The organism is Aquimarina sp. U1-2 (assembly GCF_017897595.1).
Classification (GTDB): Bacteria; Bacteroidota; Bacteroidia; order Flavobacteriales; family Flavobacteriaceae; genus Aquimarina.
Window position 1 is genome coordinate 1 of the sequence record NZ_JAGKIK010000002.1, and the last position, 18,899, is coordinate 18,899.

General features: G+C 35.7%; 13 protein-coding genes. 9 read left to right on the plus strand and 4 right to left on the minus strand.

Annotated features, from left to right (window positions below; genetic code table 11):
• The first annotated feature begins 1,640 nt into the window (after positions 1 to 1,640).
• Both rpiB and J8281_RS02850 read left to right on the plus strand, forming a co-directional pair.
• The gene (gene rpiB, locus J8281_RS02845; RefSeq protein ID WP_210196087.1) at positions 1,641 to 2,075 is read left to right on the plus strand and encodes a ribose 5-phosphate isomerase B; all 435 of its coding nucleotides are present in this window, start codon (positions 1,641 to 1,643) and stop codon (positions 2,073 to 2,075) included.
• Positions 2,076 to 2,169: 94 nt separating this feature from the next.
• A complete protein-coding gene (locus J8281_RS02850; RefSeq protein ID WP_210196088.1) occupies positions 2,170 to 2,631 on the plus strand; it encodes a GNAT family N-acetyltransferase in 462 nt (153 codons plus the stop codon).
• 15 nt (positions 2,632 to 2,646) lie between these two features.
• Here J8281_RS02850 and J8281_RS02855 read toward each other — a convergent pair whose 3' ends face one another.
• Positions 2,647 to 4,155: a DUF5689 domain-containing protein gene (locus tag J8281_RS02855; RefSeq protein WP_210196089.1), complete on the minus strand. Its 1,509-nt coding sequence runs from the start codon at positions 4,153 to 4,155 to the stop codon at positions 2,647 to 2,649.
• Positions 4,156 to 4,166: 11 nt separating this feature from the next.
• Positions 4,167 to 7,031: a TonB-dependent receptor gene (locus J8281_RS02860; protein WP_210196090.1), complete on the minus strand. Its 2,865-nt coding sequence runs from the start codon at positions 7,029 to 7,031 to the stop codon at positions 4,167 to 4,169.
• A gap of 164 nt (positions 7,032 to 7,195) precedes the next feature.
• Here J8281_RS02860 and J8281_RS02865 point away from each other — a divergent pair, with 164 nt between their 5' ends.
• Positions 7,196 to 8,242, plus strand: coding sequence for an endonuclease/exonuclease/phosphatase family protein (locus J8281_RS02865; RefSeq protein ID WP_210196091.1), 1,047 nt, complete (start codon positions 7,196 to 7,198; stop codon positions 8,240 to 8,242).
• Between the two features lie 40 nt (positions 8,243 to 8,282).
• Here the strand turns inward: J8281_RS02865 and J8281_RS02870 are convergent, their stop codons facing one another.
• On the minus strand, positions 8,283 to 8,519 hold the full coding sequence (locus J8281_RS02870) for a hypothetical protein (RefSeq protein WP_210196092.1): 237 nt from the start codon (positions 8,517 to 8,519) through the stop codon (positions 8,283 to 8,285).
• Positions 8,520 to 8,638: 119 nt separating this feature from the next.
• Complete coding sequence (locus tag J8281_RS02875; protein ID WP_210196093.1) at positions 8,639 to 10,474, minus strand: sodium:proton antiporter; 1,836 nt, start codon at positions 10,472 to 10,474, stop codon at positions 8,639 to 8,641.
• A gap of 703 nt (positions 10,475 to 11,177) precedes the next feature.
• Between J8281_RS02875 and J8281_RS02880 the strand changes: the two genes are divergently transcribed.
• The 6 genes from J8281_RS02880 (at position 11,178) to J8281_RS02905 (ending at position 18,834) form a co-directional block, all read left to right on the plus strand.
• Entirely contained in the window at positions 11,178 to 12,038 is an 861-nt protein-coding gene (locus J8281_RS02880; RefSeq protein ID WP_210196094.1) for an MBL fold metallo-hydrolase, read from the plus strand.
• A 9-nt stretch (positions 12,039 to 12,047) separates the two neighbouring features.
• Complete coding sequence (locus J8281_RS02885; protein ID WP_210196095.1) at positions 12,048 to 13,724, plus strand: S8 family peptidase; 1,677 nt, start codon at positions 12,048 to 12,050, stop codon at positions 13,722 to 13,724.
• A gap of 9 nt (positions 13,725 to 13,733) precedes the next feature.
• Positions 13,734 to 15,563: a M1 family metallopeptidase gene (locus tag J8281_RS02890; RefSeq protein WP_210196096.1), complete on the plus strand. Its 1,830-nt coding sequence runs from the start codon at positions 13,734 to 13,736 to the stop codon at positions 15,561 to 15,563.
• A 99-nt stretch (positions 15,564 to 15,662) separates the two neighbouring features.
• Complete coding sequence (rnpA, locus tag J8281_RS02895; protein WP_210196097.1) at positions 15,663 to 16,055, plus strand: ribonuclease P protein component; 393 nt, start codon at positions 15,663 to 15,665, stop codon at positions 16,053 to 16,055.
• Positions 16,056 to 16,209: 154 nt separating this feature from the next.
• Positions 16,210 to 17,832 carry a S41 family peptidase gene (locus J8281_RS02900; RefSeq protein ID WP_210196098.1) on the plus strand — a complete coding sequence of 541 codons (1,623 nt, stop codon included), beginning with the start codon at positions 16,210 to 16,212 and terminating at the stop codon, positions 17,830 to 17,832.
• Positions 17,833 to 18,135: 303 nt separating this feature from the next.
• Positions 18,136 to 18,834 (plus strand): hypothetical protein, encoded by a 699-nt coding sequence (locus J8281_RS02905; RefSeq protein WP_210196099.1) that lies wholly within the window; start codon positions 18,136 to 18,138, stop codon positions 18,832 to 18,834.
• The last annotated feature ends 65 nt before the right edge of the window (positions 18,835 to 18,899 follow it).

The following is an 18,899-nucleotide window of genomic DNA, read 5'->3' on the forward strand; positions in this document are numbered from 1 at the left end:
GTTTTGCTAACTCTAATAGTCCTAACTTTGGTTTGATGATTTTTTCTTCTGTGTTCATCTGACAAATATTTAAATTGATTTAAACTAAATTACTAAAATTGTCAGATTAAGTATTAACTATTACACATATACATATCCTTACGAATATGCAGTTTTAAAACTTCTTCTTGATCAAGAAAGTATTTCTTATTTTTTTGAAAATGAAACGATGATTGGTGTTTTTCCTTTCTATTCGAATGCGTTAGGTGGTATTAACCTAAGAGTACACTCAAAAGATAAAGACAAGGTACTACACATTATTGAAGATTTAAATACGAATTCAAACTTAAGAATAGTATAACGTATCGGTTACTTCACAATCTATATCTTACCCTAACTATTAAAAAAGCCCTGTACCGAACTCATTTCGTATTCGGCACACCTTTGTTTTAGGATCTCAATTCAAAGTGTAGCATAGTTAATTTTTTATCATTGTTGTCCGATACAAAAGTTGATACGCTCTGAAAACCTCTATGACCACTAAGAAATTATGAGTTTATAGAAAAGACACCTTGCTTTTCTAAAATTTAGACAACTTACTTTGAAACTGAATCGCCTTTACTTCAAAAACCATAATAGACAAGTATTTACAAATAAGTCTTCGTTCTATTTTCTAGCAGCGCAGCGGTCTAGTTTCTTTAACCGGACTATACTGATTTTTTATCAAATCTTAAAGTAAGCTACCACGGGTGTATGGTATCCTTTGGCCGGTACCAATACATTAAGCGTAATAGTATCTAACCTGTTACATACATTATAAAATTTATTACGACTTAGCATACCTTCATTACAAAATTCCATTACATAATCAGAGTTTAAGTAATGCTCACAGTAGTTACTCAAATTTAATTTCTATTCGCTTAAGGTTTTCAACATATATTATATCATCCATTTTGTTTTTTTGAAAATTAAAATTAAAAATGATGATGATGATGTATTGTGGATAGCGGTATAACTTTATTGACTTTTATTTGTTTTTGAAGTAAACTATAATTTTCAGAACAATATCAACAGGATATCACTATGGTAACAAGCTGTAAACGTTTACAAAATGAGTTTTAATTAACAGTTGTTAATAGCTGTTATTTTCAGTGAAACTTTAATATTTTTACGGCAAAACCGTAGTGTATAACCATAGCGTATTACTGAACAAGTTGCAAAAAAAAAGACAGGTTAAAATTTTGATTTCATCTATTTATGCTGCTATTTGAATAAAATCTTAGATGCACAAAAAAACTTTCAGATAATTAATAACTATTTATTGACATTTCCTGTTAACAGAAGTTTGCATGTTATCAACATTCGAATAGTACTTGGTTAAAACGATAGAATTTCGCAGAGCCTGTCTCCTAGATCATTTATTTTAAGGTATAAACGGAAAAGGACAATTTTTAATGAGTAATTTTAATGTAGAAGTGGTATTACTTTTCTGTATTAAAGTATCTTTGTATCCATAAGTAGATTACTAAGAAATTTTTAAACTTTTTTCATCAAAAAGAATGTTTAAAAATTTTAATGTGAGAACAGAATGATGCTATACATTTTTAACCTAACCAATAGATTTTGAACTGATTTAAATTGATAAAAAACATACAATTCTTATGAAAATCGCCATAGGTAACGATCATGCAGGAACTGCATATAAATTTGCAATAGTCGAATATTTGGAGTCTGAAGGAATAGCAGTAACCAATTACGGGACGAACGAAGAAAGTAGTGTAGATTATCCTGATTTTGTACATCCTGTCGCCAAAGATGTTCATGATGCAAAAGTAGATTTCGGAATTTTAATTTGTGGCAGTGGTAACGGGGTTTGCATGACAGCAAATAAATACGGCAATGTAAGAGCAGGATTATGTTGGATCAAAGAAATTACTGAATTAGCAAGACAACACAATGATGCAAATGTGATTTGTATTCCTGCCAGGTATACCTCAAAACCGCAGGCTATAGAAATGGTGAGAACGTTTCTTAATACGGCATTCGAAGGCGGTCGTCATCGCAATAGAGTAGAAAAGATACCTGCCGGTTTATAATTAATTTGTTTTGTACCGCCAATGGGTATAATCCCCAAAAGACTTGCCTTAAATAGTATTCAATTTCGTATTATTATCATTTGAACATTTGTATATGGCGGTTAATTTTGTAATAAAGCGATTTGAAGAGCTAACGACTTTGGAGCTCTATAAAATTTTGCGCTTACGCGCAGAAGCCTTTGTAGTTGAGCAAGATTGTGTATATCAAGACATAGATGATAAGGATCAAAAAGCGCTTCATATCATTGGCCGCAAAAATCAGGAGATTATTGGCTATGCCAGAATATTCAGAGCAGGAGATTATTTCGATTTATCCAGTATTGGTAGAGTAGTAATTTCTCAAAACGAACGACAGTTTGGGTATGGTCATGATCTTATTAAAATAAGTATCGCCGCCATACAAAAGCATTTCAAAACGAATACCGTAAAAATATCAGCTCAAACACATCTTAAAAAATTTTACGAAAGCCATGGGTTTATAAAATTCGGGGAAGAGTATCTTGAAGATGGTATCCCTCACATAGGTATGATTCGAAATTTGCCTAAATTAGAATAGGTATATGTTCTGGAATTAACGACTTTTAATGATGATATTATCAATATGATATCGAGTAGTAGCTTTGGGATCACCCCCAATATATCGAAAACCAATTCGAATTGAACCTTGAGCACATGATAAACCGATAGGACCTGCAGGTAGCGAATCACCAAAAGCATTCATAGGACCTCTGGGCAGATGTGTATCCAATTTTACCCATGTAGCTGTTTTGATATCCCCTTCAAAATCGTTGGTTACGAAAACCTCGAGGATATTACCATTGTCATAGCCTGCTTGTACATCAAAATTTAGTATAGGATCGACTGAGTTGGTAAGGTCTATTTCTGGTGAGAGTAGCCAAACTTCATATATGGGTTCTTTTGACCTGAATCCCGTAATTTGGATATATTGATTTTCGGCAAAATCGCCTATTTCATAATCCAGTTTACCTCCTGAAAGGTTCTGATTAAGCCAGCCTAGTTTTTCTAAATCTTTGGTTTTAACTGCGGTAAAATCTTCTTTAAAAATAATAGTACTTCCTTCTTCTCCAACAGGACAACTTAACACTAAAGGATCACATCGATCATCGATATCAAAAATTAATCCGTTAGGGTCGTTCAGAACTAGATTATAGGTATCTCCAACAAAATTTTTAGTCAAAATACCTGTAAAACTACCCTGAGATCTGGGTAATGTAACCCCTTTAAAGTCGGCAAAAGTACTCGTACTTAAAATTGTGGATCTTCTGGTAGTACAATCTTCGAGAATACGTTCTCCATCAAAAACATCATTAGGCTCTGCTGCAAGTGTGAATACATTTTGATCTAACACCATATTTTTATGAAATTGAAGCTGATACAGGCGTATATAAAGATTCAGTAATTGGTCGTTAAAATTTTCGATGGTAGTATCTAGTGGTGTAATTGTATGTACTTCTGGGGATCTGTGTACAACATCGGCTACAGAAAAAGAAGCAATAGCAGCAATGGTATTTCCGTCTAAAAAACCTAAGGTAGGCACACCGTTTTGTAGACCTACAGATAAACCATCGAGTTTTACATATAGTTTACGGCCAAATTCATATGAGGTGTACAGGGGAGAATTATCTATTAATAATCGAATTCCGGCAGTTGGATTTATTGTATTATTTTGTAGTATGAGTTCTTTAAAAAAATTACCGCCTTTATCGCTAGAAACTACATAACCTATAAAATAAGTATCTGTGTTTTTGAAAGTGGCTTTTGCCTGTTGTCCTTCTCTTTCTATTTCTTGATACATCGTACCGAGAACGGCGCCAAGATCGATAACAGTTCCGTTAATTGATGGCTCTTCGATAATAAGTGGCGGTACGGCAAAATCCTCTTCAGGAGCACAGGAAAGTATACTTATGACACAAATAACACCATATAAAACTGTTTTTATTGGCTCTGCCAAAGCGTAGAGGATCCCAAGGCTTGCCTGGTAATTGAAAAAATGCTTACTACAAATAATGCCTCGTGAGCTGGCCCTAAGGTCGTTTACGTTTCTTAAAAATACATTCATCACTATACTAGTTAAAATCGTAAGTAAAAATTGAGATAATATGAGGTACCAAAACCATAATAATATTTTGGTCCGAAAACAGGAATTTCTCTTTTAGCTTCTGCTAAAGCACCCCTGTAGTTTGCATTTCTGGTCTGTTCAAAACCCCCGGTTTTATAGCTTTGGTTAAGAACATTATTGATAGCAGCAAAGAACCCAACGTAATACTTGTTAATTTTCCAGGATTTACCTCCGATAGCATTCACCAGGATGTAGTCATTAAAACGTTCTTGTTGTAATAATGACCTGGCGATAGTTTCATCATAATCGGTAAAGGGTAATCCATCTTCATCCTGGTTAAAATTCGAGGTTCTGGCAAAGGGGCTTACGCTAATAAAGGCATTTGCAAAGTAATTTGCTGTAGCCCCGAACCACCAAAAATCGGGATCTCTATATTCAAACCCTAACTGAGCCGCATGTTGAGGACCGCTAGAAAGATAATATCCTTTTAATGTAGACGTTCCGAAAGATCGTATACCCTGTACATTAGCAAATAGTTCACTGGTACTGGCGAGTGCCAGCTCAGGGTTGTTCGCATAGGTAAATTGACCAACAGCAGCAGCACTTTTAAGCTTTAATGTAGGGGTAACCTGATAGGCTATACCTAACTCTCCACCCAGATGAAGTTTGTCGATATCAGTTAGAATTTCCTGAACAAAACCCGCACCTGAGCCTGAAATAGCTTGGGTAAAAAAGAAGGAGATACGGGTAGCATCTTGAATTTTGGTGTAATACCCCGTTAGTCTCGCCTTTATTTTTGAAGAACGAAAAAAATAACTGGCATCTACTGAAGCAATCCTTTCGTTATCTTGAGCCTTACCTATTAATTGAGAGACAGATGCATTGCTTTGTCGTGCATTTACAAATGCATTTCTGATCCCTGGAGCTTTAGTAAAGTAAGCCCCGTGAAATTGTAATGAATGAAGACCATGTAGTCTTAAGAGCGCACCTGCTTTGATTCCGTAATTTTTAAACTGTAGTGGTGCACTTTTTCCCAGAGATTGCGATCTGGGAAAATACCCATTTTCAAAAAGACCATTTCTTTGATAGGTTGCTTGCGACACATCACCTGCCAAAAAAAAGTTGATATTTTTATAGTTGAATTGAGCTTGTGCAAATCCGTTTAGCGTTGATGCATCGATCTTATAATTATAATCGTAACGATCACCCACCTGTACTATGCGATTTGGATTTTGTAAATCACTTTGAGCTCTGTTGGCAAGGCTTTCTATAGATAAATTAGATGCCGATAATGCAAATACATCAACATCAAGAAAACCCGATCCCCCAAGCAAATCTTTGACCTCAGCAAAATTCTGACTTTTTAGTTTTTTGTAAGCAAGCGAGGCATTAACTGTTAAATGCTTAGAAAGCTTGCTGTTTAGCATTAGGTTTGTGGTCCATTGATCATCATCTGTACGATCTTCATATAGTATGTATGCTGCATTTTTACTTTGAGCCGCCTGTCGTTGATTGGCTTGTACCAATTGATCCCAAGGTACCTGACCATTAGTAACAAGGTTTTGTCGTGCCAGATACGCATTTTGATAGTCTGCAGCAGTAGTGTTGGATTCTTTTAAAAAGAAACTTGGTAAATGATCAGGATGTACAGGATTAACATTAGCACTTCTGCCTCCTCCCAAATATATATTTCCAGAACGGGTAGCCATCAAATCGCTGCCACCGGTATCTATTCTACTGTCGGCGACGGTTCCTGTTTGATAGGCAATATTCGTAGTAAGGCTTGTATTATCATTGATCGTCCAGTAGTGATTAAGCATGGCTACAGGCTCTTCAACCCTACGCTCTCTAGAATTTCTAATAGTTCCGTTTTGATATCCCCAATTTGGATTGTAAGTAGCGCCCTTAATACTAAAAACTTCTTCGGTGATTGCGGTAGCCCTTCCTCTACGGTTCGGGGTATAAAAAGCAGTAAGATTAAGGCTATGCTTCGTATTGATTTTCTTTTCTACGGAAGTGAAAAATGACATTGCATCATAATACGTACCATTAATAAATCCTTGGTTACCAAATCTGCGAGAAGCCGCTATAGAGAATGCCCAATTTTTTGAAGTCAATCCCGAATGATAAGAAACCATTGCCCTACCTGTATAACTTCTATTAGAAGAGGCATAAGAAACCCTACCTCCTTTTCTATACTTCGAAGCTCTCATAATAATATTAGAAACCCCCATAAGATCTCCAAAAGCGTATTCATTTTGGGCAATAGCAAAAGCATATTCCTGGTTTCGTTGTACATCATTTAAACCTCCCCAGTTTGCCCACTGTGGTCTACCATTACTCAGTTTGTTCATTTCTATCCCGTTGATCAAAACTTTGGCATGTTCATTCGAAAGGCCTCTGGGGCGAAAAAACGTAGGGCTAAAATCAAAGGCTGCAGCAGTAAGAAATACATCTCTACTTGCCTGTAACAACGAAGGCATAGAAAAAGCTGTATCATTCTCATCACGAAGTTCTACATCGCTTAGGGTAATGGTACTGAGCTGCTGTTGCACATTTTTAAAATCATAATCAAGTTCAATAGTTTTAAGGTGTATAGGAAATCCATTTTGAATACGTATCGGAAATCGCTTAGGCACATATCCTTTTGCAGTGATGACAAGAATCTGCTCGCCAAGCGGAAGTGTCTTATTCTTAAAATCAAAAACACCAAAATCATTTGTTGAGGTGAAAACATCAGATTTTTCGAGCGCTACTGAAGCCCCTACAATATTTTCTTGAGTGATGGCATCTATAATTCTGCCTTTAAGTTGTGCTATTTGTGAATAACCTATCCAGCTACAACCTAGAAAGGGCAGCAAAATGACAATATCCATAGATGTTTTTAAAAATTTTGTATACAATCTATATGCGTATTTAAATTACATAGTGCAATAATAAAAGATGTCAGTTTCATTTTTTGAAACTGAAAAAATTAATCTTTGTGTACTATTGTGATCTTATGAAGTTTGATACGATTATTATTTAAAAAAGTAGTGACATGATAAAAGCCCTAATACAGGTACTACTGTTAATTTCGATTTCGATGTTTTCTCAAGACAAAAAAGCCTATACCATTCAAACCATTGCCTTTTATAACCTGGAAAATCTATTTGATACCGTAGACGATCCTTTTACTTTTGACGATGACAAAACACCCCATGGAAAAGATCACTGGACAAATGAAGCATATCATCAAAAGTTAGCTAATATCGCCAGAGTGATTTCTGGCATAGGAACCGACACGGCAGTTAATGCACCGGCAATCGTAGGGGTTTGTGAAATTGAAAACCGACAAGTATTAGAAGATCTGATCAACCAAAAAGCGTTACGCGATAAAAATTATGGTATTTTTCATTTTGATTCTCCAGACCGAAGAGGAATTGATGTGGCCCTACTTTATAAAAAAACCATATTTAAACCTAAACACAGCGTCGCATACGAATTAAAAATTTTTGATCAGGATCACCAAGATAAGCGAATATACACAAGGGATCAACTAGTCGTAAGTGGCTATCTTGATGGAGAACTGCTTCATTTTATAGTAAATCATTGGCCAAGCCGAAGAGGAGGAGAAGCACGAAGTCGATACAAAAGAGAAAAAGCCGCACAGCTAAATACTAAGATCATGGATTCGCTATTCGCGCTCGATCCCTATGCAAAAATAATTACAATGGGTGATTTTAATGACGCTCCTAACGATCGTAGTATTCGACAGGTACTGCAAGCCAAATCAAAAAAGGAAGAAGTTGTTTTAAAAGGATTGTATAACCCGATGTACGCTATGGCCAAAAAAGGAATGGGTACTCACGCATGGAGGGATACCTGGGCGATTTTTGATCAAATTATACTGTCTAAATCACTAATAGCTACAGATTATACAACATATACCTATTTTAAGACCGGAATATATAATAAAGACTTTCTAACTACACCAAACGGAAAATACAAAGGATATCCTTTCCGAAGTTATTCAAATGGAAGATATACTGGAGGATACAGCGATCATTATCCCGTGTATGTATATCTGATAAAACAAAAAAAGTGACCAAATTTTGGTCACTTTTTTTGTTTTGATAAACTGTTTACTAGAACCCAATAGTAATATCTCCTGAACAAAAAGTATCAACGAATTCGTCGAAGCTTTGTTCATCTGGAATTGGATATTGTGTTGCATCACCTTCTACACTAGCGGTACCATTTCCATTGTCACAAATAGATGTTTGCAAAATACACTCTCTACAATTTCCACCATCGTCATCATTACCACAAGAAGTAAATCCAAGAGTGAAGGCTACTACGGCTAAATACATCAATTTTTTCATAATTTAGGGGCTTAAAAAGTTAAATTTTACCGTAGCAAATATAAGGGAATACCTTTTATTAACAAAATTTTATGTTAATAAAAGGTATTTAATCGTAAATATGTGTATTTAATCGTTACTTATTTGATGTCTTCTATATCAATGGGTTTACCGATATAGGCTAGATAACTATCTTCTTCAACTTGTGAAATTTGATCACTATCAGAGGTTAAAATAGATATTTTATGATAGGGGTCTTTTAAGAACAAAGGGATAATCTCGTGATCATCTCTTATAAAATCAATAAGCGCTTTATAATGTTTTTGATTTCTGATCTTAATCTCCTGAATTCCGGGATATTTTTCAGCAAGATCCATTAACTTATAAAAATCATCAGTACGCGAAAATAAACCTTCTTTAGGATTGTTTTCCGGATCTTTCATCTCTTCAGAGGTAATTAAGCGATACGATCCATTCTCTCCAAATTGGTTTTTGTATTTGTCGATCGCATACCGATTGATATCACTGTTGCCCGTAAGTGCCATAAGATAGCCTACGTCATTTAATTCGATATTATCTTTTAATTGATCACGAAAAATGTTCCCTTCGATGGCATCTAGCCCCAGGTCTTTCGCTTTATTAACATGGGTTCGGTTATTATCAACCAAGACGACGTGGCGATTGTTCGTTTTAAGGTATACTGCAATAAGCCTGGATATTTTGGAGGCGCCTACGATAAGAATTCCTTCAGACGTTTTTAGAAATACACCTACTATTTTGGCAAACATTCTTGCGGTGGTAGCATTAAGCAGTACCGTACCTAAAACGATCATAAAAACTAACGGAGTGATATATTCTGCCCCAGGCTCACCAACTTTAGAGAGTTTTAATCCAAATAACGAGGCGATACCGGCAGCTACAATACCCCTGGGTCCTACCCAGCTAATAAAAAGGCGCTCGTTAGTTTTAAGACCAGAACCTATAGAACTCAAAAACACGCCAACGGGTCGCACAACAAATACGACGACGGCAAATAGCAACACGGCTTTCCAGTTTAATATGAGTTGAAGATCTTCAATATTAATATTGGCAGCCAATAAAATAAAAAGTATAGAAATTAAAAGTACACTTAAAGACTCTTTAAAATACAAAAGCTCTTCGATATTAGGCAAATCAGTATTACCTAATACCATCCCCATGATAACGACCGATAGTAATCCTGATTCGTGGGCAAAAGTGTCTGAGAGTACAAAAACAGCCAGAACGACCGCAAGTGTAAATACATTTAATAAATAATGTGGAATTATATTTTTCTTGATGGCAATAGCCAAGGCATGAGCAAATGTAAACCCGAATGTAAGACCTACAAGTACAATTTTAGCAAATTCTATTAAGGCAGTAACGGTAAAATCTTCTCCGGCACCGGCCCTTATAAATTCGAAATCTAAAACCGCTACCAGGGCGCCAATAGGATCAATGAGTATTCCTTCCCACTTTAATACTGCAGAAACATCCTTCTTTAAAGGGATATTTCTTAAAATTGGTGTGATTACTGTAGGTCCTGTGACAATAATTAGTGAAGAAAAGAGAAAGGAAATGGGCCAGCTCAACTCAAAAATAAATCGGGCAGCAAGACCAGCTCCAAAAAAGGTGACAACCACACCCACAGTGATTAGCTTAACTATAACCGGACCAACATTAAGGATTTCACTTTTTTTAAGGGTAAGACCGCCTTCAAATAAAATAATACCAATAGCCAGAGACACAAAATAAAAAAGACTCTCTCCAGGAAACAAACCGTTGTTACCATCCCATATGGGTTCAATTAATTTGTTACCACCCTCAGTCCATAAGGTAGATACCGGACCCACCAAAAGGCCAATTAATATAAGAGGAAGAATAGCCGGAATTTTAAATTTCCACGCTACCCATTGTGCCAGTATCCCTAATATAATGATGCCTGCTAATTCTAACATAAATCTTGCTTAATCAATTTTTGGAAGAAAGATCGTAATTTTTTCAAACATACAAGGAACATATGCGATTTTATAATTTGAAAAATTAAGCGTAAAGACTTTTCTAGCGATGAAACCTATTCAGCTTAATAAACATAGTTTAGACTATATTGTAAACAATCGTTACAATAAAAATTATGCATAAAATTATTTGATTGTTCGTTATTATACCTAAAATTTAACTGAGGAGTCATCCTGAATTCATTTCAGGATCTCATTACGTTTATTTTCAGTCAATTAATATGAGAAGCTGAAACGAGCCTGTGCTGAACTCGTTTCAGTATTCAGCTTGACGCAAACCGTTAAGGTTAAATTACGGATATTCGATAAAATTATACCTTAAAATAGCAAACACACTTTAATTTTGTTAAAAAGTCCAAAAATTAAATCTCGATCCTTGTCTTTTTTTCTATTTTGCACAAATTTTCAGATAATGAACTGATTTATACTTTTTCAATTTGCTAAAAAAAATGCTGAAATCAGTTAAAATAAGTAATAGATAAGCGCATACCATACCATACAAAGTTGGTTTGCTATTTTTTATTGGCACCACCAAAGGGTATACTACCTGAGGCTTGCCTTAAAATTGAAAAATTGTTTTCAACAAATGCTTCGTGGGCTTGCCCCGAGGCAATTTACCATTGAATGTTATTTTTGTGAATACATGAATTTATACCCAATAAAAGCGGGAAATTTTAAACTTGATGGAGGTGCTATGTTCGGAGTAGTACCCAAAGTTCTATGGAACAAAACCAATCCTGCAGATCAAAACAACCTGATAGATATTGCTGCACGATGTTTACTTATAGAAGATGGGGATAGACTTACTCTTATCGACTCTGGGATGGGAGATAAACAATCTGAAAAATTTTTTAGTTACTATTCCCTTTGGGGGGATGACAGTTTAGAGGCATCCTTACAACAAAAAGGGTTTCATAGTGATGATATTACCGATGTGTTTATTACGCATTTACACTTTGATCATTGCGGTGGTGTAGTGCAACATAATGCCAGCAAAACCGGATACGAAGTAGCCTTTAAAAATGCCAAAGTCTGGAGTAACGAAGAGCATTGGAAATGGGCAGTAACCCCTAATGCGAGAGAAAAAGCTTCGTTTTTAACAGAAAATATCCTCCCAATACAAGAAAGTGGGCAGCTACATTTTATTTCTAGAAAGGATGACGTATTCCAAAAAAACTCTGAATTAGGTTTTGGCGTACTATTTGTTAATGGTCATACAGAAAAACAAATGATTCCGCATATCGAATATAAAGGTAAAACTATTGTTTTTATGGCAGATTTATTACCAACTGTTGGTCATATACCATTACCCTATGTCATGGGATATGATACCCGACCTTTATTGACCTTGCAAGAGAAGAAATTCTTTTTAGAAAGTGCAGCAGATCACCAGTGGTATTTATTTCTAGAACATGATGCGCATAACGAAATTATTACCGTAAAACATACAGATAAAGGTGTACGGCTCGACCAAGTATTTACCTGCGAAGAAATTTTTAATTAATATCAAACAATGAAAATGACCCTATTGACTAGAATGTATATGATTGCCATAGCAATGGTGATGACAGGATGTGGAGCCCCGGCTATTATTTCAACCCCTATAGAGAACGTAGATAGCATTCCGCTAAAAATAAAACCGCTTACCGATGCCCAACTGCAACAGTGGGGTTTTTACGACCTGGTGGCAGATACCATTCCCGGGATGAGCGTTTACAGAGCATATAACGAAATTATTAAAAACAGAAAAGGTCAAACTGTAATTGTTGGGGTTATTGATAGCGGTGTAGATATAGCGCATGAAGATCTTGATGATGTCATTTGGACGAATTCTGATGAAATTAAAGGAAATAATAAAGATGACGATAATAATGGATACATAGATGATATTCATGGTTGGAATTTTCTGGGAGATGCCGAAAACGAAAATCTCGAATATGTACGCATCATGAAAGAGTTAAAGCCTAAATATAAAGGCAAGCTTCTATCATCAATACCTGAAAAAGACCGAGACGAATATCAACAATATATTGAAGCCAAGGCAGAGTTTGAAAAAGAATATCAAGAAGCCTCTTCACAAAAACAGCAATACGAACAGATTCTATCTCAAGCCAAAATCTCGCATAAAGCTATCGCCAAAGCCTTGGATAAAGAAGAATATTCGCAAAAAGAGTTATTACAACTAGATCCTAAAGACAAAGAATTAGAATATCACATGGCGTTTCTTTCTCAAATGTTTAGTTTTTTAGATGAGGGAGATACCATTCCTGATTTTATAAATAACCTAGAAGAAGGGATCGAACATTTCACCGAACAATTAGAATATAATCTTAATGTAGATTTTGACGGACGAAAAATCGTGGGTGACAATGTTGATGATATTACCGATACCAACTATGGAAATAACAATGTGATGGGACCAGACCCTGAAAAAAAAGGGATCAGACATGGTACACACGTAGCAGGGATCATAGCGGCAGAGAGAAACAACACTATAGGGATGAAAGGTGTAGCGCAAAACGTAGAAATTATGGCAATACGTGCCGTACCTGACGGAGACGAATATGATAAAGATATAGCGCTGGCGATACGATATGCTGTAGATAACGGGGCCAAAATAATCAATACTAGTTTTGGAAAGTATTTTAGTACGCATCCAGAATGGGTTCGAGAAGCTATTCAATATGCTGCATCAAAAGATGTGCTTATCGTGAACGCAGCAGGAAATGAAGCTGAAGATTTAGATCAAAAGGCAGTATATCCAAATGATCAAATCGATAACGATACAGAGGTAGCTAATAATTTTATCACTGTTGGAGCTTTAAACTATGAGTACGGGTCTAATCTCGTCGCCGATTTTTCAAATGTTGGCAAAAGTAATGTAGATGTGTTCGCACCCGGAGTTAAGATTTGGGCTACCACACCCAACAACTCGTATGAATATCTACAGGGAACTTCGATGGCAGCTCCTTCAGTATCAGGAGTAGCTGCTTTAGTACGTTCTTATTATCCTCAGTTAGGAGCGGCTCAGGTCAAAAAGATTTTAATGGATAGCGGTTTACGCATAAGTACCGATGTCGTGGTTGGCGAAGAAGCGACGAACATTAAGAACTTTTCAGAATTATCAAAATCGGGTAGCATGGTTAATCTTTACAATGCGCTGATTATGGCAGCTAAAATGTCTAAATAATACAGTATTATGATACAAAAAATTGCTTTGTTTTGTTTTTTGATGGCAAATAGTATTATCGCACAAAACAACACCAACTATTGGCAGCAACATGTCGATTACACGATGGATATTGATATGAATGTAGACACCTTTCAATATGAAGGCGTTCAAGAATTGGTGTACACTAATAATTCGCCAGATACATTGTATCAGGTTTTTTATCATCTGTATTTTAATGCTTTTCAACCGGGTAGCGAGATGGATGTTCGCTCTAGAAACCTACCCGACCCCGATCCTCGAGTACAAGATAGAATAAGCAAACTATCACCTGAAGAGATCGGTTTTATTAAAGTTTCTTCGCTAACACAAAATAAAAAACCAGTAAGGTATAAAGTTGCAGGAACCGTGCTAGAGGTAGAACTCAATGCACCCATATTACCTGGTGAAAAAGTTAATTTCTCTATGCAGTTTCTAGGTCAGGTGCCCAAACAAATACGCCGTTCTGGTCGCAATAGTAAAGAAGGTGTAGCACTATCTATGACGCAATGGTATCCAAAAATGGCAGAATATGATTTCGAGGGTTGGCATGCACATCCCTATATTGCCAGAGAATTTCATGGGGTTTGGGGAAATTATGATGTTACCATTAGTATTGATCAAAATTATGTGCTTGGCGGAACAGGGTATTTGCAAAACCCAAAAGAAGTTGGTCATGGGTATGCACCTGCGGGATCAAAAGTTAAAAAGAAAAAAGGAAAGTTATCTTGGCATTTCAAGGCACCTAAAGTACATGATTTTGCCTGGGGAGCAGATCCAGAATTTATACACGATAGTGTGGAAGTGCCCAACGGACCCACACTTCATTTTTTATATAAGAATAACCCCGACATTATAGACAAGTGGAAAGACTTACAGCCAAAAACGGTTGAATTGATGCAGTATTTTAGCGAGAAGATCGGCAAGTATCCCTATGATCAATACTCTGTTATCCAGGGCGGTGATGGTGGTATGGAATATGCCATGTGTACTTTAATAACAGGGGAGCGTAGTTTTGGTAGCCTGGTTGGGGTCACCGCGCACGAAATGGCACACTCCTGGTTTCAGCACATATTGGCTACCAATGAGTCGAAACACGAGTGGATGGATGAGGGGTTTACCAATTATATTTCAACCTTGGCCATGAATGAGGTAATGAAACAAAATAACCCTAATTCTTTAAAAGGATCGTATAAAAGCTATTTTCAATTAGCCATTTCGGGTGTAGAACAACCACAAACAACACAAGCAGATCGTTATGCCCATAATGCTGCATACGGAGCCTCTGCGTATGCTAAGGGAGCGGTATTTCTTTCTCAGTTAGGATATATAATTGGTGAAGAAAATCTGGCTAAAACGTTACGAAGATACTTTGATGAGTGGAAATTTAAACATCCCACACCCAACGATTTTAAAAGAGTAGCAGAAAAGGTTTCAGGAATTCAATTAGATTGGTACCTAACCGATTGGACACAAACAACCAATTGGATAGACTATGGAATAAAAGAAGTTGAAGAAAAGAGTGGTAAAACCAAGATTACTCTGGAAAGACTGGGGCTTATGCCTATGCCTATAGATTTATATGTTGAATATAAAGATGGGTCTATAGCATCTTTTTACACGCCTTTACGAATGATGCGTGGTGAAAAAGAGAATCCAATTCCGTCGATTAATCGAACTACGCTATTAGATTGGGCATGGACGCATCCTACGTATGTTGTAGAGATTCCTAAACCAAAATCACAGATCAAATCAATCACCATAGATATCACAGGTACTATGGCAGATGTTAACCCAAGTAATAACAATTATCTTAATTAATCAAGGCTTCACTTTTTTAAAGTTGAAGTAGATTTTATAATGCATAATCCGGGTTAACATATATGGATACATTAGGTAGCCGTATTGATCCGTACATCAATGAAAGCAACATTCAATAAAAAAGAAAGACTAAAAACTAATAAAATAATTGAACAGCTCTTTTCTGATGGGAAATCTATTGCCAAATATCCCGTAAGACTTGTATATACAAAAACATATTTTGAGGATGAGATACCCATTAAAGCGGCAGTATCGGTAAGCAAGCGAAATTTTAAGAAGGCAGTAGATCGTAATCGTATAAAACGTATATTGCGAGAGAGTTATCGAAAAAATAAGTATCTTGTACCTCACACTACTCATCAATTCGCTTTTATGTTTTTATATTCAGGGAAAGAAATGCCAGAATATGAGGTAATTGTATCTAAAATACATGTTATTTTACAACAATTTGTTCAGAAAGAGATGAGTTCAACACCTGATCACAAGAAGTAAGCTTAAAACGTAGCTTATTTTTGTGAAATGGATAAAAAAACAGGAAGCATTTTAAAAACGAATTTCAACTTTTTTACTTAAATCAAAAAAGTGTAAACCCATTCTGTATCTAGTGCAAAATTACTACAAATAAGAATTACTAAAATAGTAACGTGTGAAAAAGAGAATTATCTACCCCGCAATTGCAGTAGTTATTTTTTTAACTACCGTAAGTTTTAAATCTGATTTTTTTGAAATTGCCAAGCAGATAGAAATTTTTACTACAATGTTCAAAGAGCTCAATATGAACTATGTAGATGAAACTAATCCTGCCGAACTTATGGATACGGCAATCAAAGCCATGTTAGACGATCTGGATCCCTACACCAAATATTGGAACGAACAGGATGTAGAAGCTTCAAAAATTAGAAACGCAGGAGAATATACCGGTATAGGCGCAACAGTAAAAACAATTAAAGATAAGATTATTATCATCGAACCTTATCAGGATTATCCTGCAGATAAAGCAGGTCTTAAGGCAGGAGACGAAATTATTCAGATAGGAGATATTAAGGTTGCCGATTTTAAAGAAGATGCAGGAGAGCTTCTCAAAGGTGCAAGCGGAACAAAAGTAAATATCACGTATAACAGACAAGGAGAAATCAAAACCACCGTACTTACTCGAGAAGAAATCGAAGTCGATGCCGTTCCTTTTTATACCCTATTAGAGGATAATACCGGATATATCGTGCTATCCAAATTTAATAATAAAGCCTCAAGTGAAACCATCGATGCATTGAAGGATTTAAAAGCCAAAGGAGCAGATAAGATGATTTTGGATCTTCGAGGAAACCCCGGGGGACTGTTAAGCGAAGCAATAAATGTGACCAATATCTTCGTTCCTAAGGGAGAACTAATCACTACTACAAAATCAGTGGTAAAAAAATATAATAAAGAGTACTTTACAAAAAAAGATCCCGTAGACACGCAAATACCTTTGGTAGTTTTGGTTAATGGTCGAAGCGCCTCTGCCAGCGAGATCGTAGCTGGTAGCATACAGGATCTGGATAGAGGAATTGTTATAGGAGCAAGAAGCTTTGGAAAAGGATTAGTACAAAGACCTAAAAAATTGACCTATGGCACACAGCTAAAAATTACAATTTCGAGATATTATACCCCTAGTGGTCGTTGTATACAATCCTTGGATTACTGGCATCGAGACAAAGATAATAACGCAATTCGTATTGATGAAAAGGATTTTAAAGCTTTTAAAACCAAAAACGGAAGAACAGTATATGATGGTGGAGGCATTCAGCCGGATATTGAGATGGAAACGTCAAAATATAGTGATATCACCAATGCACTTCTTAAATCTGACGCTATTTTTAGTTACGCTACACAATACTATTATAACCACGAACTAGAAAAGGCAGACGATTTCAAATTTACAGATAGTGATTACGAAGCCTTTAAAACGTTTGTAAAGCAAAAAGATTTTGATTTTGAAACCGATACCGAAAAAGCCTTTAGAAAATCGCTACTTACTGCCAAAAGGGAAAAACTAGATGTTGCTATCGCCTCAAGTTATGATGCGTTGCTCGTTGCTATAAAAAAATCTAAAGAAAAAGCTCTAGATACTCATAAAAATGAAATAGTGAATTTGTTGACCGATGAGATTATCAAAAGGTATTTCTATAGAGAAGGATTGTATAATTATTATGTAGAACATAATCCTGAGGTAGCAAAAAGTAAAGCAATATTAGCAAACACCTCAAAATATCAGGAAATTTTAAAATAAACTGCCTCTGGGCAAGCCCACGTAGTATTTGTTAAAAACAATTTTTAAATTTCAGAGCAGATCTTAGGATAGTATATATTATACTATTGCACTTAGACCAAAGTTTAGTAGCGAGGCTCCTAGGTGCTTTAGCGCTTATCTTTACCTAAAATTAGGTTAAATTTTTATTTCTAATTTAGCTACACACACAAAACACTTTTTAATTAGTTCATATACAGTATACGTATCCTTCTGAGCTCCTATAATTGCGAGGGATCTATTATAGCTTCTATATTTGTTTAAAAATTTTAAATTCGTATAAAAATGAAGTTATCAAAAAATCTCGCAGTCTTTTTTCTTACTTTTATTGTAACAACAACTCTTTTCGCCCAGTCAAACATAACATCCTTTAGTTTTAAGAAAGGAGAAGTTTTAGACATTCTTTTACTAACCACAAAACCTGGAACCGAAAAAGACTTCGAGCGATATAAAAAAACTATTTTTCCTATTGGTGTCAAAAGAACATTCCAGCCCTTACCTGGATTTGGTATAAAAGAAACAATACAAGGTAATATACAGCCTGCCAGTTTCATTCTTGGTAAATGGAATGATCTAAAAAATCGAGAACAATTTATTGCCGAAATTGAAGGCTTGGTTCCCGACTTTCATATCCAACGCAGAAACAACTGGTCTTTATTTACTTTAACCTATTACGAAATACCCAACGATATCACTTTTAAAATTGACAGAAATAAATATAATGTAGTAACTTCTTATTGGAAAAAAGATACAGAATCATTTCAAAAATTTACAAAACTATGGTCTCAAAAGTCAGTGGTTAATGGTGGCAAGAATATTATCAAACTTACTAACGGAAAATCTGTGATGGGATATTACCATAATCCGGATATAGTAATGGTTACACAATGGGACAGTCAAGAGGCCTTTGACAAGTTTTATAAAGAAAACCTTACGATGAATCACGATGGTATATTGCACGTAAATCAGTTTGTATTAAAGTAAACTACCTCGGGCAAGCCCATGGAGGCATTATACCCTTTGGCGGTGCCAATAAAATTCCAAACAGC

Excerpts from the sequence above, each read along its gene's own strand:
- J8281_RS02860 (WP_210196090.1), bottom strand. The coding sequence starts at position 7,031 with ATGGATATTGTCATTTTGCTGCCCTTTCTAGGTTGTAGCTGGATAGGT.
- J8281_RS02850 (WP_210196088.1), top strand. The coding sequence starts at position 2,170 with ATGGCGGTTAATTTTGTAATAAAGCGATTTGAAGAGCTAACGACTTTG.
- J8281_RS02855 (WP_210196089.1), bottom strand. The coding sequence starts at position 4,155 with ATGAATGTATTTTTAAGAAACGTAAACGACCTTAGGGCCAGCTCACGA.
- J8281_RS02890 (WP_210196096.1), top strand. The coding sequence starts at position 13,734 with ATGATACAAAAAATTGCTTTGTTTTGTTTTTTGATGGCAAATAGTATT.
- J8281_RS02880 (WP_210196094.1), top strand. The coding sequence starts at position 11,178 with ATGAATTTATACCCAATAAAAGCGGGAAATTTTAAACTTGATGGAGGT.
- J8281_RS02870 (WP_210196092.1), bottom strand. The coding sequence starts at position 8,519 with ATGAAAAAATTGATGTATTTAGCCGTAGTAGCCTTCACTCTTGGATTT.
- J8281_RS02875 (WP_210196093.1), bottom strand. The coding sequence starts at position 10,474 with ATGTTAGAATTAGCAGGCATCATTATATTAGGGATACTGGCACAATGG.
- J8281_RS02905 (WP_210196099.1), top strand. The coding sequence starts at position 18,136 with ATGAAGTTATCAAAAAATCTCGCAGTCTTTTTTCTTACTTTTATTGTA.
- rpiB (WP_210196087.1), top strand. The coding sequence starts at position 1,641 with ATGAAAATCGCCATAGGTAACGATCATGCAGGAACTGCATATAAATTT.
- J8281_RS02865 (WP_210196091.1), top strand. The coding sequence starts at position 7,196 with ATGATAAAAGCCCTAATACAGGTACTACTGTTAATTTCGATTTCGATG.
- J8281_RS02885 (WP_210196095.1), top strand. The coding sequence starts at position 12,048 with ATGAAAATGACCCTATTGACTAGAATGTATATGATTGCCATAGCAATG.
- rnpA (WP_210196097.1), top strand. The coding sequence starts at position 15,663 with ATGAAAGCAACATTCAATAAAAAAGAAAGACTAAAAACTAATAAAATA.